A 12,482-nucleotide genomic window follows, 5' to 3' on the forward strand; every position below is an offset into this window, starting at 1 on the left:
TGAATAGTGAAAGAAGGCGCTCTCACCACCATTCACCATTAACCATTCACCATGGACATGGGGCGAGTTATGAATACCGACGAAGTTCTGGGCATTTTCCGCGAGGCGGGCGCTGTTCTGGAGGGGCATTTCATCCTGACGTCCGGCCTGCGCAGCCCGGTCTTCTTGCAGAAGGCGCGCGTCTTCATGCATGCCGACAAGACCGAGCGGCTTTGCAAGGCGCTGGCCGAGAAGATTCAAAAGGCGGTGCCGGGCAAGATCGACTACGTCGTCGGCCCGGCGATCGGCGGCCTGATCCCGGCCTATGAGACGTCGCGCCATCTCGGTGTGCCAGCAATCTGGGTGGAGCGCGAAGGCGGCGAGTTCAGGCTGCGCCGTTTCGAGATCGCGCCGGGATCGCGCGTCGTCATCGTCGAGGACATCGTCACCACCGGCCTGTCGATTCGCGAAACCATCGACTGCCTGCGCGCGATTGGCGCCGAGGTCGTGGCGGCGGCCTGCATCATCGACCGCTCGGCCGGCAAGACCAATGTCGGCGTGCCGCTGATCGCGCTTGCCGAATATGAGGTGCCGGCCTATCCCGCCGACCGCCTGCCGCCCGAACTTGCCGCCATCCCGGCGATCAAGCCGGGTAGCCGCAACATTTAGGGGACATCACGATGATCGCCGGCATCGATCATTTCGTGCTGACGGTCCGCTCGGTGGAGGACAGCTGCGCCTTCTACCAGCGGGTGCTTGGCCTGAAGCGTCACGACGAGCCGAACCGGCCGACGGCGTTGCTGTTCGGATCGCAGAAGATCAACCTGCATCAGGCAACGCACACTTTTGAACCGAAAGCCAAGACGCCGATGCCTGGGTCCGGCGATTTCTGCCTGATCGCCGCAAGGCCGCTTGCCGAGATTTGCGCCAGTCTCGAAGCCAATGGCGTTGCCATCGAAGTCGGTCCGGTCGAGCGCACCGGCGCCCGCGGCACGATGATGTCGGTCTATTTCCGCGATCCGGACAGCAATTTGGTCGAAGTCAGCGAATATCGGGAATAGTCTATCCGCCTCGGCGTCGTCTTCGCGCGGACCTTGCCGTCGTCGGGGAGCTTTCATCGATATTGTCCTCAGTTTCGCCCCAATGGCGCTCTTGTTACCCGCCTGCGGCAGACCATCGCGGCGGCGTTTCATTGTTCCGCCGCAAGGCAGTCGCTATATCAAAGTCGTTGTTGCCTTTCTGCGCCCTCGAAGCGCAAGATGGAGCGACCGCGCCCGGCCAGGGATGGTTGCAATTTGGGCGTGATGAACCGGGAACTGGAACAGAGTGCTTTTTCGACGCCGAAAGCCTGATGGCATTCTGGAGCGGGTGCGTACCTATCTGTGGCCGCGCCGCTCGTTTTCGCGCTCGTTGCAATATTTCTCCAAGCGCATCCTGCGGCTGAAGGCGACACCGCATGCGGTGGCGGCCGGCGTCGCGGCCGGCGTTTTCGCCTCCTTCTTTCCGCTCGGCTTCCATTTCGCCGTCGCCGCCGTGCTCTGCTGGGTGGTCGCCGGCAATCTGGTGGCCGCCGCCCTCGGCGCGGTATTCTTCGGCAATCCGCTGACTTTCCCGCTGCTGTGGGGAGCGTCCTGGGAAGTCGGCAAGCTGATCCTGCATGAGCGCCTGCCCAAGAACGGACCGCCTGCGCATCTTGGTGAGATGATGCACACGCTGTCGTTTGCAAAACTGTGGCATCCGGTGCTGGAGCCGATGCTGATCGGCGCTGTGCCGCTCGGCCTGATCTTCGGGCTGATCTTCTACGGCATCACCCGCTGGGGGATGACAGCCTTTCGCGAGCAGCGCAGGAAGCGCATGGCAGAGCGGGCGCATAAGGCCGGGCACCGCGGACGGGAAGTTCCGGCGGAATGATCATCGGCATCGGCAGCGACCTGATCGACATCAGACGCATCGAAAAGTCGCTGGAACGGCATGGTCAGCGCTTCATCCAGCGCATCTACACCGAGGTCGAACAGGTCCGCTCGGAAGGCCGCAAAGGCCGCGCAGCCTCCTATGCCAAGCGCTTCGCCGCCAAGGAGGCCTGCGCCAAGGCGCTTGGCACCGGCCTCGCGCAGGGCGTGTTCTGGCGCGACATGGGGGTCGCCAACCTGCCCAGCGGCGCGCCGACGATGGCGCTGACCGGGGGAGCGGCGGCACGGCTGGCCAAAATCCTGCCACAGGGGCACAGAGCGGCGATCCACCTCACAATCACCGATGATTTCCCGCTTGCTCAAGCCTTTGTGATCATCGAGGCGTTGCCCGCCGAACAAGCGCCACATTGATTGCATCAGACGACCGCTATCTAACGCCGACTTGACGTTGCCCAGCGCGCGCCGAGACTCTATACCATCCAACGCACAATCGAGGACGACATGAGCGTGGCTGAAAAATCCGAGAAGAAATCCGGCGGGCTTGGCGAAATCGTCAGCGTCATCATCCAGGCTTTGCTGCTGGCCATGGTCATCCGCACGTTGCTGTTCCAGCCCTTCTCGATCCCGTCCGGCTCTATGCGGCCGACCTTGCTCGAAGGCGACTATCTGTTCGTCACCAAATGGTCCTACGGCTTCTCGCGCTATTCGCTGCCATTCGGCCCCGACATCTTTTCCGGCCGCATCTGGGGTTCCGATCCGAAGCGCGGCGACGTGGTGGTCTTCAAGTTCCCGCCGGATCCGTCGCTCGACTACATCAAGCGCGTCGTCGGCCTGCCGGGGGACAAGATCCAGATGAAGGACGGCCAATTGTTCATCAACGGCCAGGGCGTGCCTCGTGTGAAAACCGGCCAGATCCAAAATCCTGATATCACGGAAGTGCCTGAGCCGGTCGACGTCTATCGCGAGACCCTGCCCAACGGCGTCAGCTACGACACGCTCGACCTGACACCGAATTCGATCACCGACAACACCCGCGAGTTCGTCGTGCCCCCCGGCAACTATTTCATGATGGGCGACAACCGCGACAATTCCTCCGACAGCCGCCTCAGCGTCGGCTACGTGCCGGCGGAGAACCTTGTCGGCCGCGCTAACATCGTCTTCTTCTCGATCGCCGGGAAGGCGAGCCCGCTCGAGATCTGGAAATGGCCGTCGCTGGTGCGCCTATCGCGCCTGTTCCATTTCGTGAATTGATGGCTTTGAAGCGCCCGACGGGTGAAACTCTGGCCGATTTGGTGACAGCCAAAACCGGCCATTCCTTCCGGGACGTCCGTTTGCTCGAGACCGCGCTGACGCATTCCAGCGCGGTCAAGGCAAGCAGCAACAACCAGCGCCTCGAATTCCTTGGCGACCGCGTGCTCGGCCTGATCGTTGCCGACCTGCTTTTTGAAAAGTTTCCTGAGGCGCCGGAAGGTGAAATCGCCCCGCGCTTCAATGCCCTGGTCGATGCGCGGACATGCTCCGAGATCGGCATTGAAATGCAGCTCGAAGATCTGGTTCGGGCCGACGCTGCCTTGAAGGCGCGCTCGCGCGGCTCGGGCGGAAACTATCTGGCGGATGCGGTCGAGGCGCTGATCGCGGCGGTCTATATCGACGGCGGCCTCGATGCCGCAAGGCAATTCGTCCTGCGTTACTGGGAGCCGCGCTCGCAAAAGGTGGTGGCCAAGCCGCCCAATCCGAAATCCGACCTGCAGGAATGGATCGCCAAGACCAGCGATGTCAGGCCCGAATACGCGATCGAGAAACGCGAGGGACCTGAACATCAACCGGTTTTCACGGTGTCCGTGAAGGTCGGCGGTTTTGCGCCGGCGAGCGGCACGGGCGGCTCTCGCCGCGCAGCCGAAGAAGCGGCGGCATCGGCGTTTCTTATGCGCGAGGGCATCTGGGCCAACCAAGGGAGTGCGGCGTGACCGGCAGCGAAGATCTCCCTCCGGCAGCGGAGGCCACGCATTCCGGCTTCGTTGCCCTGATTGGGGCGCCCAATGCCGGCAAGTCGACGCTGGTCAACCAACTGGTCGGCGCCAAGGTGTCGATCGTCACCCACAAGGTGCAGACCACCCGCGCCATCGTGCGCGGCATCGCCACGCATGACAACGCGCAGATCGTCTTTGTCGATACGCCCGGCATCTTCAAGCCGAAGCGCCGGCTCGACACCGCGATGGTGACCACCGCCTGGGGTGGCGCCAAGGACGCCGATATCGTGCTTCTGCTGATCGATGCCGAGCGCGGCATCAGGGGTGACGCCGACGCCATCCTCGAGCGGCTGAAGGACGTCCGCCAGCCGATGGTGCTGATCCTCAACAAGGTCGACCGGGTCAAGCACGAGGCGCTGCTGGCCCTGGCTGCGGCAGCAAACGAAAAGGTGCCGTTCAAGCGCACCTTCATGGTCTCGGCGCTGACCGGCTCCGGCTGCAAGGATTTGCTCGACTATCTCGCGCAAGCGCTGCCGGTCGGCCCCTGGTACTATCCGGAAGACCAGATCTCGGACCTGCCGATGCGCCAACTGGCCGCCGAGATCACCCGCGAGAAGCTGTATCTGCGGCTGCATCAGGAGTTGCCCTATTCCTCGCATATCGAGACCGAGAAATGGGAAGAGAAACCGGACGGCTCGGTGCGCATCGACCAGACCATCTATGTCGAGCGCGACAGCCAGAAGAAGATCGTGCTCGGCCACAAGGGCGAGACCATCCGCGCCATCGGCCAGTCGGCGCGCATGGAAATAGCCGGCATTCTCGAGCAGAAAGTGCACCTGTTCTTGTTCGTCAAAGTGCGTGAAAACTGGGGCGACGACCCCGAACGCTACCGTGAGATGGGGCTTGAGTTTCCCCATTGAGCTTCATCGTCTGGAAATGCCGCTCCGGCAGTTTGAGACGATGACATGCCTGATCCAAAACCGACCATCGATACCGATCTCGTGCGCCGGCTGGTCAACGCGCAGTTTCCGCAATGGCGGCATCTGCCGGTTAGCCCGGTGACGTTTGGCGGTTGGGACAACCGAACCTTCCACCTCGGCAATGATATGACTCTGCGGCTGCCGAGTGCCGCACCATATGCCTTGCAGGTCGAAAAAGAGCACCGCTGGCTGCCCAGGCTGGCGCCGCTTCTGCCGCTGCCGATCCCGGTTCCACTGGCGATGGGCGAGCCTGGGGAGGACTACCCCTGGCAATGGTCCGTCTACCGCTGGATCGACGGCGAAACAGCCAAGACCGCCGAAATCGCCGATCGCCGACAGTTCGCGGTCGATCTGGCCAAGTTCCTCATTGCGCTCCGGCGGATCGATCCGGCGGGCGGGCCGCCCGCGGGCCAGCACAATTTCTTCCGCGGCGGATCGCTGAGCGTGTATGACAACCAGACAAGGGAAGCACTCCAGGCGCTGGAGGGGCAGATCGACACCCAGGCGGCCACCGCTGTCTGGGATGCGGCCCTTGCCGCCACCTGGCAAGGGTCGCCCGTCTGGTTCCACGGAGACGTCGCCTGGGGCAACCTTCTGGTCCAAAACGGCCGTTTGAGCGCCATCATCGACTTCGGCACCTCAGGCATCGGCGATCCCTCTTGCGACCTGGCGATCGCCTGGACATTCTTCCAGGGCGAGAGCCGGGAGGCATTCCGGGCTGCCATCGACGTCGATGAAGCGACCTGGGCGCGCGGCCGCGGCTGGACGCTGTGGAAAGCGCTGATCACCGTTGCCGGACACGACGCCAACCAGGCCGAGGCGGAACGATCGCGCCGCGTCATCGACGACGTCCTGGCCGATCACCGGGAATTCGCGTGATCGGAGCCTTTCGACGATGTGTGGGGATCCAATGTCAGCACAGATCGCACGCGGCGCGCCAAAACCTTGATTTAGCCACGCAACCGGTGACAAGCTCCTGCCATGGAATGGCGCGACGAGGGAATCATACTCGGCACCCGCAAGCATGGCGAAACCAGCGCCATTCTCGAGGTAATGACGCGTGCGCATGGCCGCCATCTCGGCCTGGTGCGCGGCGGGCGCTCGCGCAAGCAGCAGCCGGTGCTGCAGCCCGGCAACCGCGTCGACCTTTTGTGGCGGGCACGCCTCGACGAGCATCTCGGCACCTTCCAGGCCGAGGCGATCGAGATGAATGCCGCCAGGTTGATGGACAGCGCAGTCGCCGTCTACGGCCTGCAGACCATGGCCGCGCATCTCAGGCTCCTGCCGGAGCGCGACGCCCATGGCGGCCTCTATGAGACGCTTGCCGTGATGATCGCCCATCTGGACGATTCGGATGCCGCCGGCGAACTGGTGGCGCGCTTCGAACTGCTCATCCTCGACGAACTCGGCTTCGGCCTCGATCTCAGCCAGTGCGCGGCGACCGGCGCCAGGCAGGATCTGGCCTATGTCTCGCCGAAATCCGGCCGCGCGGTTTCGCGCCAGGCCGGCGCGCCATGGCGCGACAAGATGCTGGCGCTGCCGGCCTTCCTGCGGCGCGGCTCCGGCTTGCGGGCGGACCACGCGGCACTCGAGGACGCCTTCCATCTGACCGGTTTCTTTTTCACCCGCCATGTCTACGAGCCGCGCGGCATCGAACAGCCCGATGCCCGTGCCGGCTTCCTCGCCGCCTTGCGCAAGCATCATTCGGGCGGCAAGGCCGCCCTTACGGCAGACGCTGCGCCAGAAGGGGGAGGGAGACTCGGTGGGTGCTGACCTCCGCAAACCGTCCAGGTTCACACCAAAAGCTGCATGCGGGAGCATTCCCTCCCCCTTGTGGGGAGGGTTAGGGTGGGGGTACTCGTAGGGCAAGAGCCTCAGCCGGCTTTGCGATGCTCCATGAAATCATCGAGGATGGCGCGCTGACCGCCGAGGATCTTGAGGCTGGCCTCGGCGAAGGAAAACCAGCCGGCCCTGTCGATTTCGGGAAATTCCCTCGTCACGCCTGACCTGGGCGGCCATTCCATCGTGAACATGTTGCTTTTAACGGCATCGGGATCGAAATCGGCTTCGACACTCCAGGCGATGACGATCTTGCCGCCGGCTTGCCGATAGCTGCCGACAGGTTCGAAATCGCCATCGATGCTGACTCCGAGTTCTTCCCCAGCCTCGCGCCGGGCGGCGGCCAACTCATCTTCATTGTCCTCGACGAGGCCCTTGGGGATCGACCAAGCGCCTTCATCCTTCCTTGCCCAGAACGGGCCGCCGGGATGGACGAGCAGAAATTCGAGAATGCCGGCCCTTGTCCGGTGGATCAGCAGCCCTGCACTTCGTTTCGGCATTCGATTTCCTCGTAGTTCATCCGAGGATAGCATGGCTCCTGGGCAAGTGGCGGCGGCATGCCATTCCTGGCTATCTCAGATGATGGGTGAGGATAAAGACCGTAGGCCGCTGGAATTTGCCGACGAAACATGCTCGATAACTTCTTTTCGGCCACCATTGCGGTGGCGTGACTTGAATAGCCGTCTGGGGTGGCCGTGTGGCCGCCGCAATTGTCAGTGAAAACTGGCCTGGTTTGGGGGAACCGCCATGTTTGAAAGCCTGATTGGCGCCGTCGTCGTTATCGTGCTTTTTGTCCTCGTCTTGCGCCAGCAGGGCCGCGTCAGTCTGATCGAGCGCGAGCTCGGAGCGCTGCGCAGCCTGGTTCTGTCCGGAGTGCATGCGACACCGCCCGTTGCCAAACCGGCCGAGCAGGCTGCAAGCGCACCGGCGGATGCCGCTCACGCTAGCGCACCAGTTGCCGACATAGCTTCGCCAACAACAGCAGACGCGGCACATGCCCAGGCACCGGCCGCCGAAGCCGATGCGGCCACCAGCGAGGCCGTGCCAGAACTGTCGGCCGCGGCCAAGGCGGCATTCACCGGATCCGCGCCTGCCGCCACGTCGAAGGCAGCCCGCCAGTCAGAGGTCGAAACGGCGCTCGGCACCCGTTGGGCGGTCTGGGTCGGCGGCGTCGCGCTGGCCCTGGGCGGCCTGTTCCTGATCCGCTACACCATCGAGGCCGGCATTTTCGGCCCTGAAGTGCGGCTGTCCCTGGCGGCGCTGCTCGGCCTGGTGCTGATCGGCGGCGGCGAGTTCATCCGCCGCACCGGCTTCAAGGTGCCGGTGCAAGGGGCTGCAGGCGCCTATATTCCGGCGATCCTGACGGCTGCCGGCGCCTTCATCCTGTTCGGTACGGTCTATGCCGCGCATGCCATTTACGGTTTCGTCGGGCCGGCCTTCGCCTTCACCGTGCTCGGCGCCATCGGCGTGGCGACCATTGTCGCCGCCCTCGTCCACGGCCAGGCCCTGGCCGGCATCGGCCTTGTCGGCTCGATGGCGACGCCGGCGCTTGTGTCCTCGCAGGCGCCCAACCCATGGGCGCTGTTCGTCTACCTGGCGATCGTGCTTGCCGCCACAGCCGTGATCGCCCGCATTCGCGACTGGAAATTCCTGATTGCGGCCGCCTTCTTCGGCACCGGCGCCTGGACCATCGCCTACATGATGAGTACGCTCGTCGCCGACCTTGCCGTCATCCGGTTCGCCGACCTTGCCGTCGTCCTGTTCATCGACGCGGTGACGCTGGCGGTGCTTGCCTTTGTTTGGCTGGGCAGTCGTGGCGGCGAAGCGGAACCTGCAAAGGCGGGCTTCGACTGGCCCTCGATCGTGCCTGGCGTTTTCGTTGCGTTTTCAGCGCTAGGCCTGTCCGTCGACACGACGCTGGTCGCCGCCGGTGGCGCCTTGCCGGGCGCCTTCGTCCTCGTCGCCCTTGTCGCCACCGCACTCTACCGGCCGCGCGCGCTGCCGCTGCTGCATGCCGCCGGCGTGGTGAGCGTGATGATCCATCTCGGCATCATTCCGCCCACCACCATCGGCTCCGACATAACCCAGGGGAATATCGGCTTTGACGGCATGCCGGTGGCGGCCGGAAATCCGTTGACGCTGCGCATCGGCATTGGCCTCGGCCTGGTCTTCATCGGCGCCGGCTTCTGGGCCGCACGCCGCTTCGCCGCCTCAGCACGGGTCCGCGCGGCATGCTGGGCGGCATGGGGCGTCGCTGCGCCGCTGCTTATTCTGCTGACGCTGTGGCTTGCCTACGGCAATCTCGACCGCGACCTTGTCTACGCAGCGATAGCTGCCCTTCTGGTTGTTGTCTTCGCTGCCGGTGGCGAATGGATCGCGCGCGCCGAACAGCCGCCGCTCAAGGGCGACATCGCCGTCTCCTTCGCGCTTTGCGGCTCGGCTCTGGCCGGCCTGCTGATGCTGCACATGGCCTTCGGATCCGGCTGGACGACCATTCTTGCCGGCGTTGCCGCCATCGTGCCGGCGCTGGCGACGCGGTGGCGCAGCTATCCGGTGCTTGGCTGGATTTCGGTCGGCGCGGTCGTTGCCGTGCTGGGCCGCGTCGCCTTCGATCCGACCATCGTCGGCGCCGAGTTCCTGACGACGACCCGGGTGTTCAACTGGCTGCTGCCGGGATACGGCGTACCGGCGCTAGCCTTCGGCTTTGCCGCCTGGCAACTCGCGCGTACCACCCCCGCACTACCAACAGCTGGTAATGGCCGGCCGCGCCTGGCCATGGAAGCGGGTGCAGCCCTTTTCGCGCTGCTCACCGTTGCCATGCTGGTGCGCCACGCCATGCATGGTGGCGTCATCGACACCGGCCCGGTGACGCTCGCCGAACAGGCGATCTATACGCTGATCGCCATCGGCGCCGGCGCAATACTGTTGGCGATCGACATGCGCTCGCCAAGCTCTGTGCTGCGCTACGGCTCGATGGCCGCCGGCGTGCTCTCGGTCGCCTTCATCGTCCTCCAGCATTTCCTGGTGCTCAATCCGCTGTTCACCGACGAATCGACCGGCCAGATCCCGGTGTTCAACCTCTTGTTCCTGGCTTACCTGTTGCCGGCCATAGCCGCCGGCGGGCTGGCGCTCTATGCCAGGGACAAGCGGCCGCCATGGTATGCGCAGATGCTGGCGGTGGTGGCGGCATTGCTTGTCTTCGCCTACGCCACACTGTCGGTCAGGCGCGTGTTCAAGGGCGAGTTCATCGGCCTGTGGAGCGGCCTCGGGCAGCTCGAGACCTACACCTATTCGGCGCTCTGGCTGATCATCGGCGTCGTGCTGCTCACCGCCGGCGTCTGGCTGAAGTCGCAGGTGCTGCGCATCGCCTCGGCGGCGCTGATCGCGATTGCCGTGGTAAAAGTCTTCCTGTTCGACATGTCGGAACTGGAAGGCGTGCTCAGGGCGCTGTCCTTCATCGGTCTTGGCGCCGTGCTGATCGGCATCGGCCTGTTCTACCAGCGGCTGCTGACGCGGGCGGCGAGGGAGGCCAACGCTGCAACTTGAGGTGATATACGAGATGGAATATATGAATATCCAACGGAGGATATTCGATGCCGCTCTATATCCGCGACGACGAAGTGGATGCGCTGGCCAGCAGATTGCAACGCGAGACGAACGCTCCGAGCAAAACGGAGGCGGTGCGGGTCGCGCTCGTGCACGAACTTGAGCGCAATCGGGCGAAGGTGCCGCTGCGCGATCGGATCGCCAGTCTTCAGGACAGGGCCAGGAAGCTTGGCCTGCCCAATCCCGATTTCGATATGAAGAAGTTCACCGACGAGCTGTGGGAAGACTGATGTTTGTCGACGCGTCGGTGATCGTCGCCATTCTCAACCAGGAACCTGGGTGGGAGGAATTGCTGAAGCAGCTATCCGGTTTTTCCGGGCGGGTCTGGGTTTCTCCGTTGGTTCACTTCGAAGCAACACAGGCATTGGCACGGGCTGGCGCCGGCCCGCGCAGACCCAGCGCTGAAGCCCTTCTCCATGCCCGCGATCTGATCGATGAGTTCATTGTGGAGATCATGGGAGAGAGTCTGGCCATTGACGACAACATCGGCTCTCGGGCCATTGACGCGAGTGCCCGTTACGGCAAAGCCGTTGGCCACAAGGCGGATCTGAATCTCGGGGACTGTTTTGCTTACGCCTGCGCGAAAAGCCGCGATCTTCCACTGCTATACAAAGGCCATGATTTCGCGCAGACCGATTTAGGATAATTCGGCCCTCTTGTTGATTGCGGGGAATAATTTAGCCGATCACCTCGTTATCTCAGTGCTTGGGTGACCGGGGCGGCAGACCGCTTCGCGCTGGCCGCTTGCGCCGCGCCGGGAAGGCGCGTTCAATCGGGTTAAACAAGGGCGACCTCAGAACCAGCGGTCATGGACGAAAAGAAGGCAGCAATCCTTGGCGAAATACCGCGCTTGCGCCGCTACGCACGCTCGCTTCTGCGCGACCGCGAATCCGCCGACGATCTCGTCCAGGATTGCCTCGAACGAGCGCTCTTGCGGCTTGAAAGCTGGCAGACGGGAGAAAGCCCCCGGAGGTGGCTGTTTACGATCATGCATCATTTGTTCATCGATCAGATGCGCAAGGTGAACCGGCGCGGTGAGGCGGCGATCCTGCCGCTTGACGCAAACGAGGCGCAGGCAGTCCCCGCCGAGCAGGCGGAGAACGCCGCCTCGCGCGAGATCATCGACGCATTGCAGGCGATCAGCCCCGACCGTCGCGCCGCTCTCGTCATGGTCGCCATCGAAGGATTCTCCTATGCCGAAGCCGCCAACATTCTCGGCGTGCCCGCCGGCACGCTGATGTCGCGCATAGCGCGCGGACGCGAGGAGCTGCGCAGCCTGCTCGATGACACGGCGCGCCGCCGCTCGATAAGGATCGTCGAGAAATGACCCGCCGCGATTTTTCCGAACGCGATATCCACATGGCTCTCGACGGCGAGCTGCCGGGCGACGAGCGCGCCGCCTACGACGCCTGGATCGACGCCAATCCCGAAATGAAGGCCAAAAGCGCCCGCTACACCGCCGACCGCACCGCGTTGCGCGCCGCCTTTGCCGGTGTGCTCGACGAGCCCGTGCCGGTGCTGTTCAAGCAGATCGTTAGCGGTGAAGGCGCGACCAAAGCGGCGGCGCGGCAGTCGCGCTGGTGGCTTGCGCCCGCGGCGGCCGCAGTGCTCGTCATCGGCGGTCTTGGCGGCTATTTTGCCGGCATCGACGGCATCGGCAGGGAAGATGGCGCCGATGACCAACTGGCCGAAGAGGCGATCGCCGCCCATGTCATCTATGCCGCCGAACAGCGCCATGCGGTGGAAGTGCCGGCAAGCGACAAGGATCACCTGCAGACCTGGCTGTCCAACCGCGTCGGCCTGAAACTGGTGGCGCCGGATCTGGTGGCGGAAGGCTTCCAGCTGGTTGGCGGCCGGCTGCTGCCCGCCGGCCAGGGCAAGGCAGCGATGCTGCTTTACGAGGACGCCAAGGGTCAGCGCATCTCCTTGTTCGTTACCGCTGATTCCTCAGCCAAGTCCAAGGGCACCTACATGGCCGAGGCCGACGGCCCCGAGGCGGTCTACTGGCTGGACAAGGGCTATGCCTGCGCCGTCGTCGGCTCGCTGCCGCGCGAGCAACTGGCTGCGGTCGCCAAGCGGGCCTACGGTCAGCTTCTGGCTGGTATCGCCAGTTAAGCGCATTCCGTTTCGGGAATGCGCCGGGGTAGAAAGTGTCACAATTCGGCCCTATTCGAAGTGCGATAGCGCTTGATGGATAT

15 protein-coding genes are annotated in these 12,482 nt (G+C 63.9%); 14 read left to right on the forward strand and 1 reads right to left on the reverse strand.

Annotated features, from left to right (window positions below; genetic code table 11):
• Positions 1-69 precede the first annotated feature (69 nt).
• The 9 genes from pyrE to recO all read left to right on the forward strand — a co-directional run bounded on the left by pyrE (position 70) and on the right by recO (position 6,612).
• On the forward strand, positions 70-648 hold the full coding sequence (pyrE, locus tag X733_RS138340; protein ID WP_023684495.1) for an orotate phosphoribosyltransferase: 579 nt from the start codon (positions 70-72) through the stop codon (positions 646-648).
• Between the two features lie 11 nt (positions 649-659).
• Complete coding sequence (locus X733_RS138335) at positions 660-1,040, forward strand: VOC family protein (RefSeq protein ID WP_023684494.1); 381 nt, start codon at positions 660-662, stop codon at positions 1,038-1,040.
• 265 nt (positions 1,041-1,305) lie between these two features.
• A complete protein-coding gene (locus X733_RS138330; RefSeq protein ID WP_023670239.1) occupies positions 1,306-1,890 on the forward strand; it encodes a DUF2062 domain-containing protein in 585 nt (194 codons plus the stop codon).
• Positions 1,887-2,300, forward strand: coding sequence for a holo-ACP synthase (gene acpS, locus X733_RS138325; protein ID WP_023670240.1), 414 nt, complete (start codon positions 1,887-1,889; stop codon positions 2,298-2,300). Before X733_RS138330 ends, acpS begins: the two co-directional genes overlap by 4 nt.
• 90 nt (positions 2,301-2,390) lie before the next feature.
• Positions 2,391-3,140 (forward strand): signal peptidase I, encoded by a 750-nt coding sequence (lepB, locus tag X733_RS138320; RefSeq protein ID WP_023670241.1) that lies wholly within the window; start codon positions 2,391-2,393, stop codon positions 3,138-3,140.
• Entirely contained in the window at positions 3,140-3,856 is a 717-nt protein-coding gene (gene rnc, locus X733_RS138315) for a ribonuclease III (protein WP_023692856.1), read from the forward strand. Before lepB ends, rnc begins: the two co-directional genes overlap by 1 nt.
• A complete protein-coding gene (gene era, locus X733_RS138310) occupies positions 3,853-4,779 on the forward strand; it encodes a GTPase Era (protein WP_023670243.1) in 927 nt (308 codons plus the stop codon). Before rnc ends, era begins: the two co-directional genes overlap by 4 nt.
• Before the next feature lie 45 nt (positions 4,780-4,824).
• The gene (locus X733_RS138305; RefSeq protein ID WP_023820175.1) at positions 4,825-5,718 is read left to right on the forward strand and encodes an aminoglycoside phosphotransferase family protein; all 894 of its coding nucleotides are present in this window, start codon (positions 4,825-4,827) and stop codon (positions 5,716-5,718) included.
• Positions 5,719-5,820: 102 nt separating this feature from the next.
• Positions 5,821-6,612 (forward strand): DNA repair protein RecO, encoded by a 792-nt coding sequence (gene recO, locus X733_RS138300; RefSeq protein ID WP_023670245.1) that lies wholly within the window; start codon positions 5,821-5,823, stop codon positions 6,610-6,612.
• Between the two features lie 101 nt (positions 6,613-6,713).
• Here the strand turns inward: recO and X733_RS138295 are convergent, their stop codons facing one another.
• A complete protein-coding gene (locus tag X733_RS138295; protein WP_023670246.1) occupies positions 6,714-7,178 on the reverse strand; it encodes an NUDIX domain-containing protein in 465 nt (154 codons plus the stop codon).
• Positions 7,179-7,425: 247 nt separating this feature from the next.
• Here X733_RS138295 and X733_RS138290 point away from each other — a divergent pair, with 247 nt between their 5' ends.
• The 5 genes from X733_RS138290 (at position 7,426) to X733_RS138270 (ending at position 12,399) form a co-directional block, all read left to right on the forward strand.
• Positions 7,426-10,224 (forward strand): DUF2339 domain-containing protein, encoded by a 2,799-nt coding sequence (locus X733_RS138290; protein ID WP_023820176.1) that lies wholly within the window; start codon positions 7,426-7,428, stop codon positions 10,222-10,224.
• 47 nt (positions 10,225-10,271) lie between these two features.
• Entirely contained in the window at positions 10,272-10,514 is a 243-nt protein-coding gene (locus X733_RS138285) for a type II toxin-antitoxin system VapB family antitoxin (protein WP_023687289.1), read from the forward strand.
• Positions 10,514-10,930, forward strand: a complete 417-nt coding sequence (locus tag X733_RS138280; RefSeq protein WP_032911534.1) for a type II toxin-antitoxin system VapC family toxin — start codon at positions 10,514-10,516, stop codon at positions 10,928-10,930. The genes X733_RS138285 and X733_RS138280 overlap by 1 nt, the downstream gene beginning before the upstream one ends.
• Positions 10,931-11,092: 162 nt before the next feature.
• Positions 11,093-11,611 carry an RNA polymerase sigma factor gene (locus X733_RS138275; RefSeq protein ID WP_023670250.1) on the forward strand — a complete coding sequence of 173 codons (519 nt, stop codon included), beginning with the start codon at positions 11,093-11,095 and terminating at the stop codon, positions 11,609-11,611.
• Positions 11,608-12,399 carry an anti-sigma factor gene (locus X733_RS138270; RefSeq protein WP_023709777.1) on the forward strand — a complete coding sequence of 264 codons (792 nt, stop codon included), beginning with the start codon at positions 11,608-11,610 and terminating at the stop codon, positions 12,397-12,399. The genes X733_RS138275 and X733_RS138270 overlap by 4 nt, the downstream gene beginning before the upstream one ends.
• Positions 12,400-12,482 lie beyond the last annotated feature (83 nt).

It is taken from the genome of Mesorhizobium sp. L2C066B000 (assembly GCF_000502335.1).
Lineage (GTDB): Bacteria > Pseudomonadota > Alphaproteobacteria > Rhizobiales > Rhizobiaceae > Mesorhizobium.

Bases quoted from the DNA above. Each gene is read 5' to 3' on its own strand.
- X733_RS138305 (WP_023820175.1), top strand. From the start codon at position 4,825: ATGCCTGATCCAAAACCGACCATCGATACCGATCTCGTGCGCCGGCTG.
- pyrE (WP_023684495.1), top strand. From the start codon at position 70: ATGAATACCGACGAAGTTCTGGGCATTTTCCGCGAGGCGGGCGCTGTT.
- acpS (WP_023670240.1), top strand. From the start codon at position 1,887: ATGATCATCGGCATCGGCAGCGACCTGATCGACATCAGACGCATCGAA.
- rnc (WP_023692856.1), top strand. From the start codon at position 3,140: ATGGCTTTGAAGCGCCCGACGGGTGAAACTCTGGCCGATTTGGTGACA.
- X733_RS138290 (WP_023820176.1), top strand. From the start codon at position 7,426: ATGTTTGAAAGCCTGATTGGCGCCGTCGTCGTTATCGTGCTTTTTGTC.
- X733_RS138335 (WP_023684494.1), top strand. From the start codon at position 660: ATGATCGCCGGCATCGATCATTTCGTGCTGACGGTCCGCTCGGTGGAG.
- X733_RS138295 (WP_023670246.1), bottom strand. From the start codon at position 7,178: ATGCCGAAACGAAGTGCAGGGCTGCTGATCCACCGGACAAGGGCCGGC.
- X733_RS138280 (WP_032911534.1), top strand. From the start codon at position 10,514: ATGTTTGTCGACGCGTCGGTGATCGTCGCCATTCTCAACCAGGAACCT.
- X733_RS138285 (WP_023687289.1), top strand. From the start codon at position 10,272: ATGCCGCTCTATATCCGCGACGACGAAGTGGATGCGCTGGCCAGCAGA.
- X733_RS138270 (WP_023709777.1), top strand. From the start codon at position 11,608: ATGACCCGCCGCGATTTTTCCGAACGCGATATCCACATGGCTCTCGAC.
- lepB (WP_023670241.1), top strand. From the start codon at position 2,391: ATGAGCGTGGCTGAAAAATCCGAGAAGAAATCCGGCGGGCTTGGCGAA.
- recO (WP_023670245.1), top strand. From the start codon at position 5,821: ATGGAATGGCGCGACGAGGGAATCATACTCGGCACCCGCAAGCATGGC.
- X733_RS138275 (WP_023670250.1), top strand. From the start codon at position 11,093: ATGGACGAAAAGAAGGCAGCAATCCTTGGCGAAATACCGCGCTTGCGC.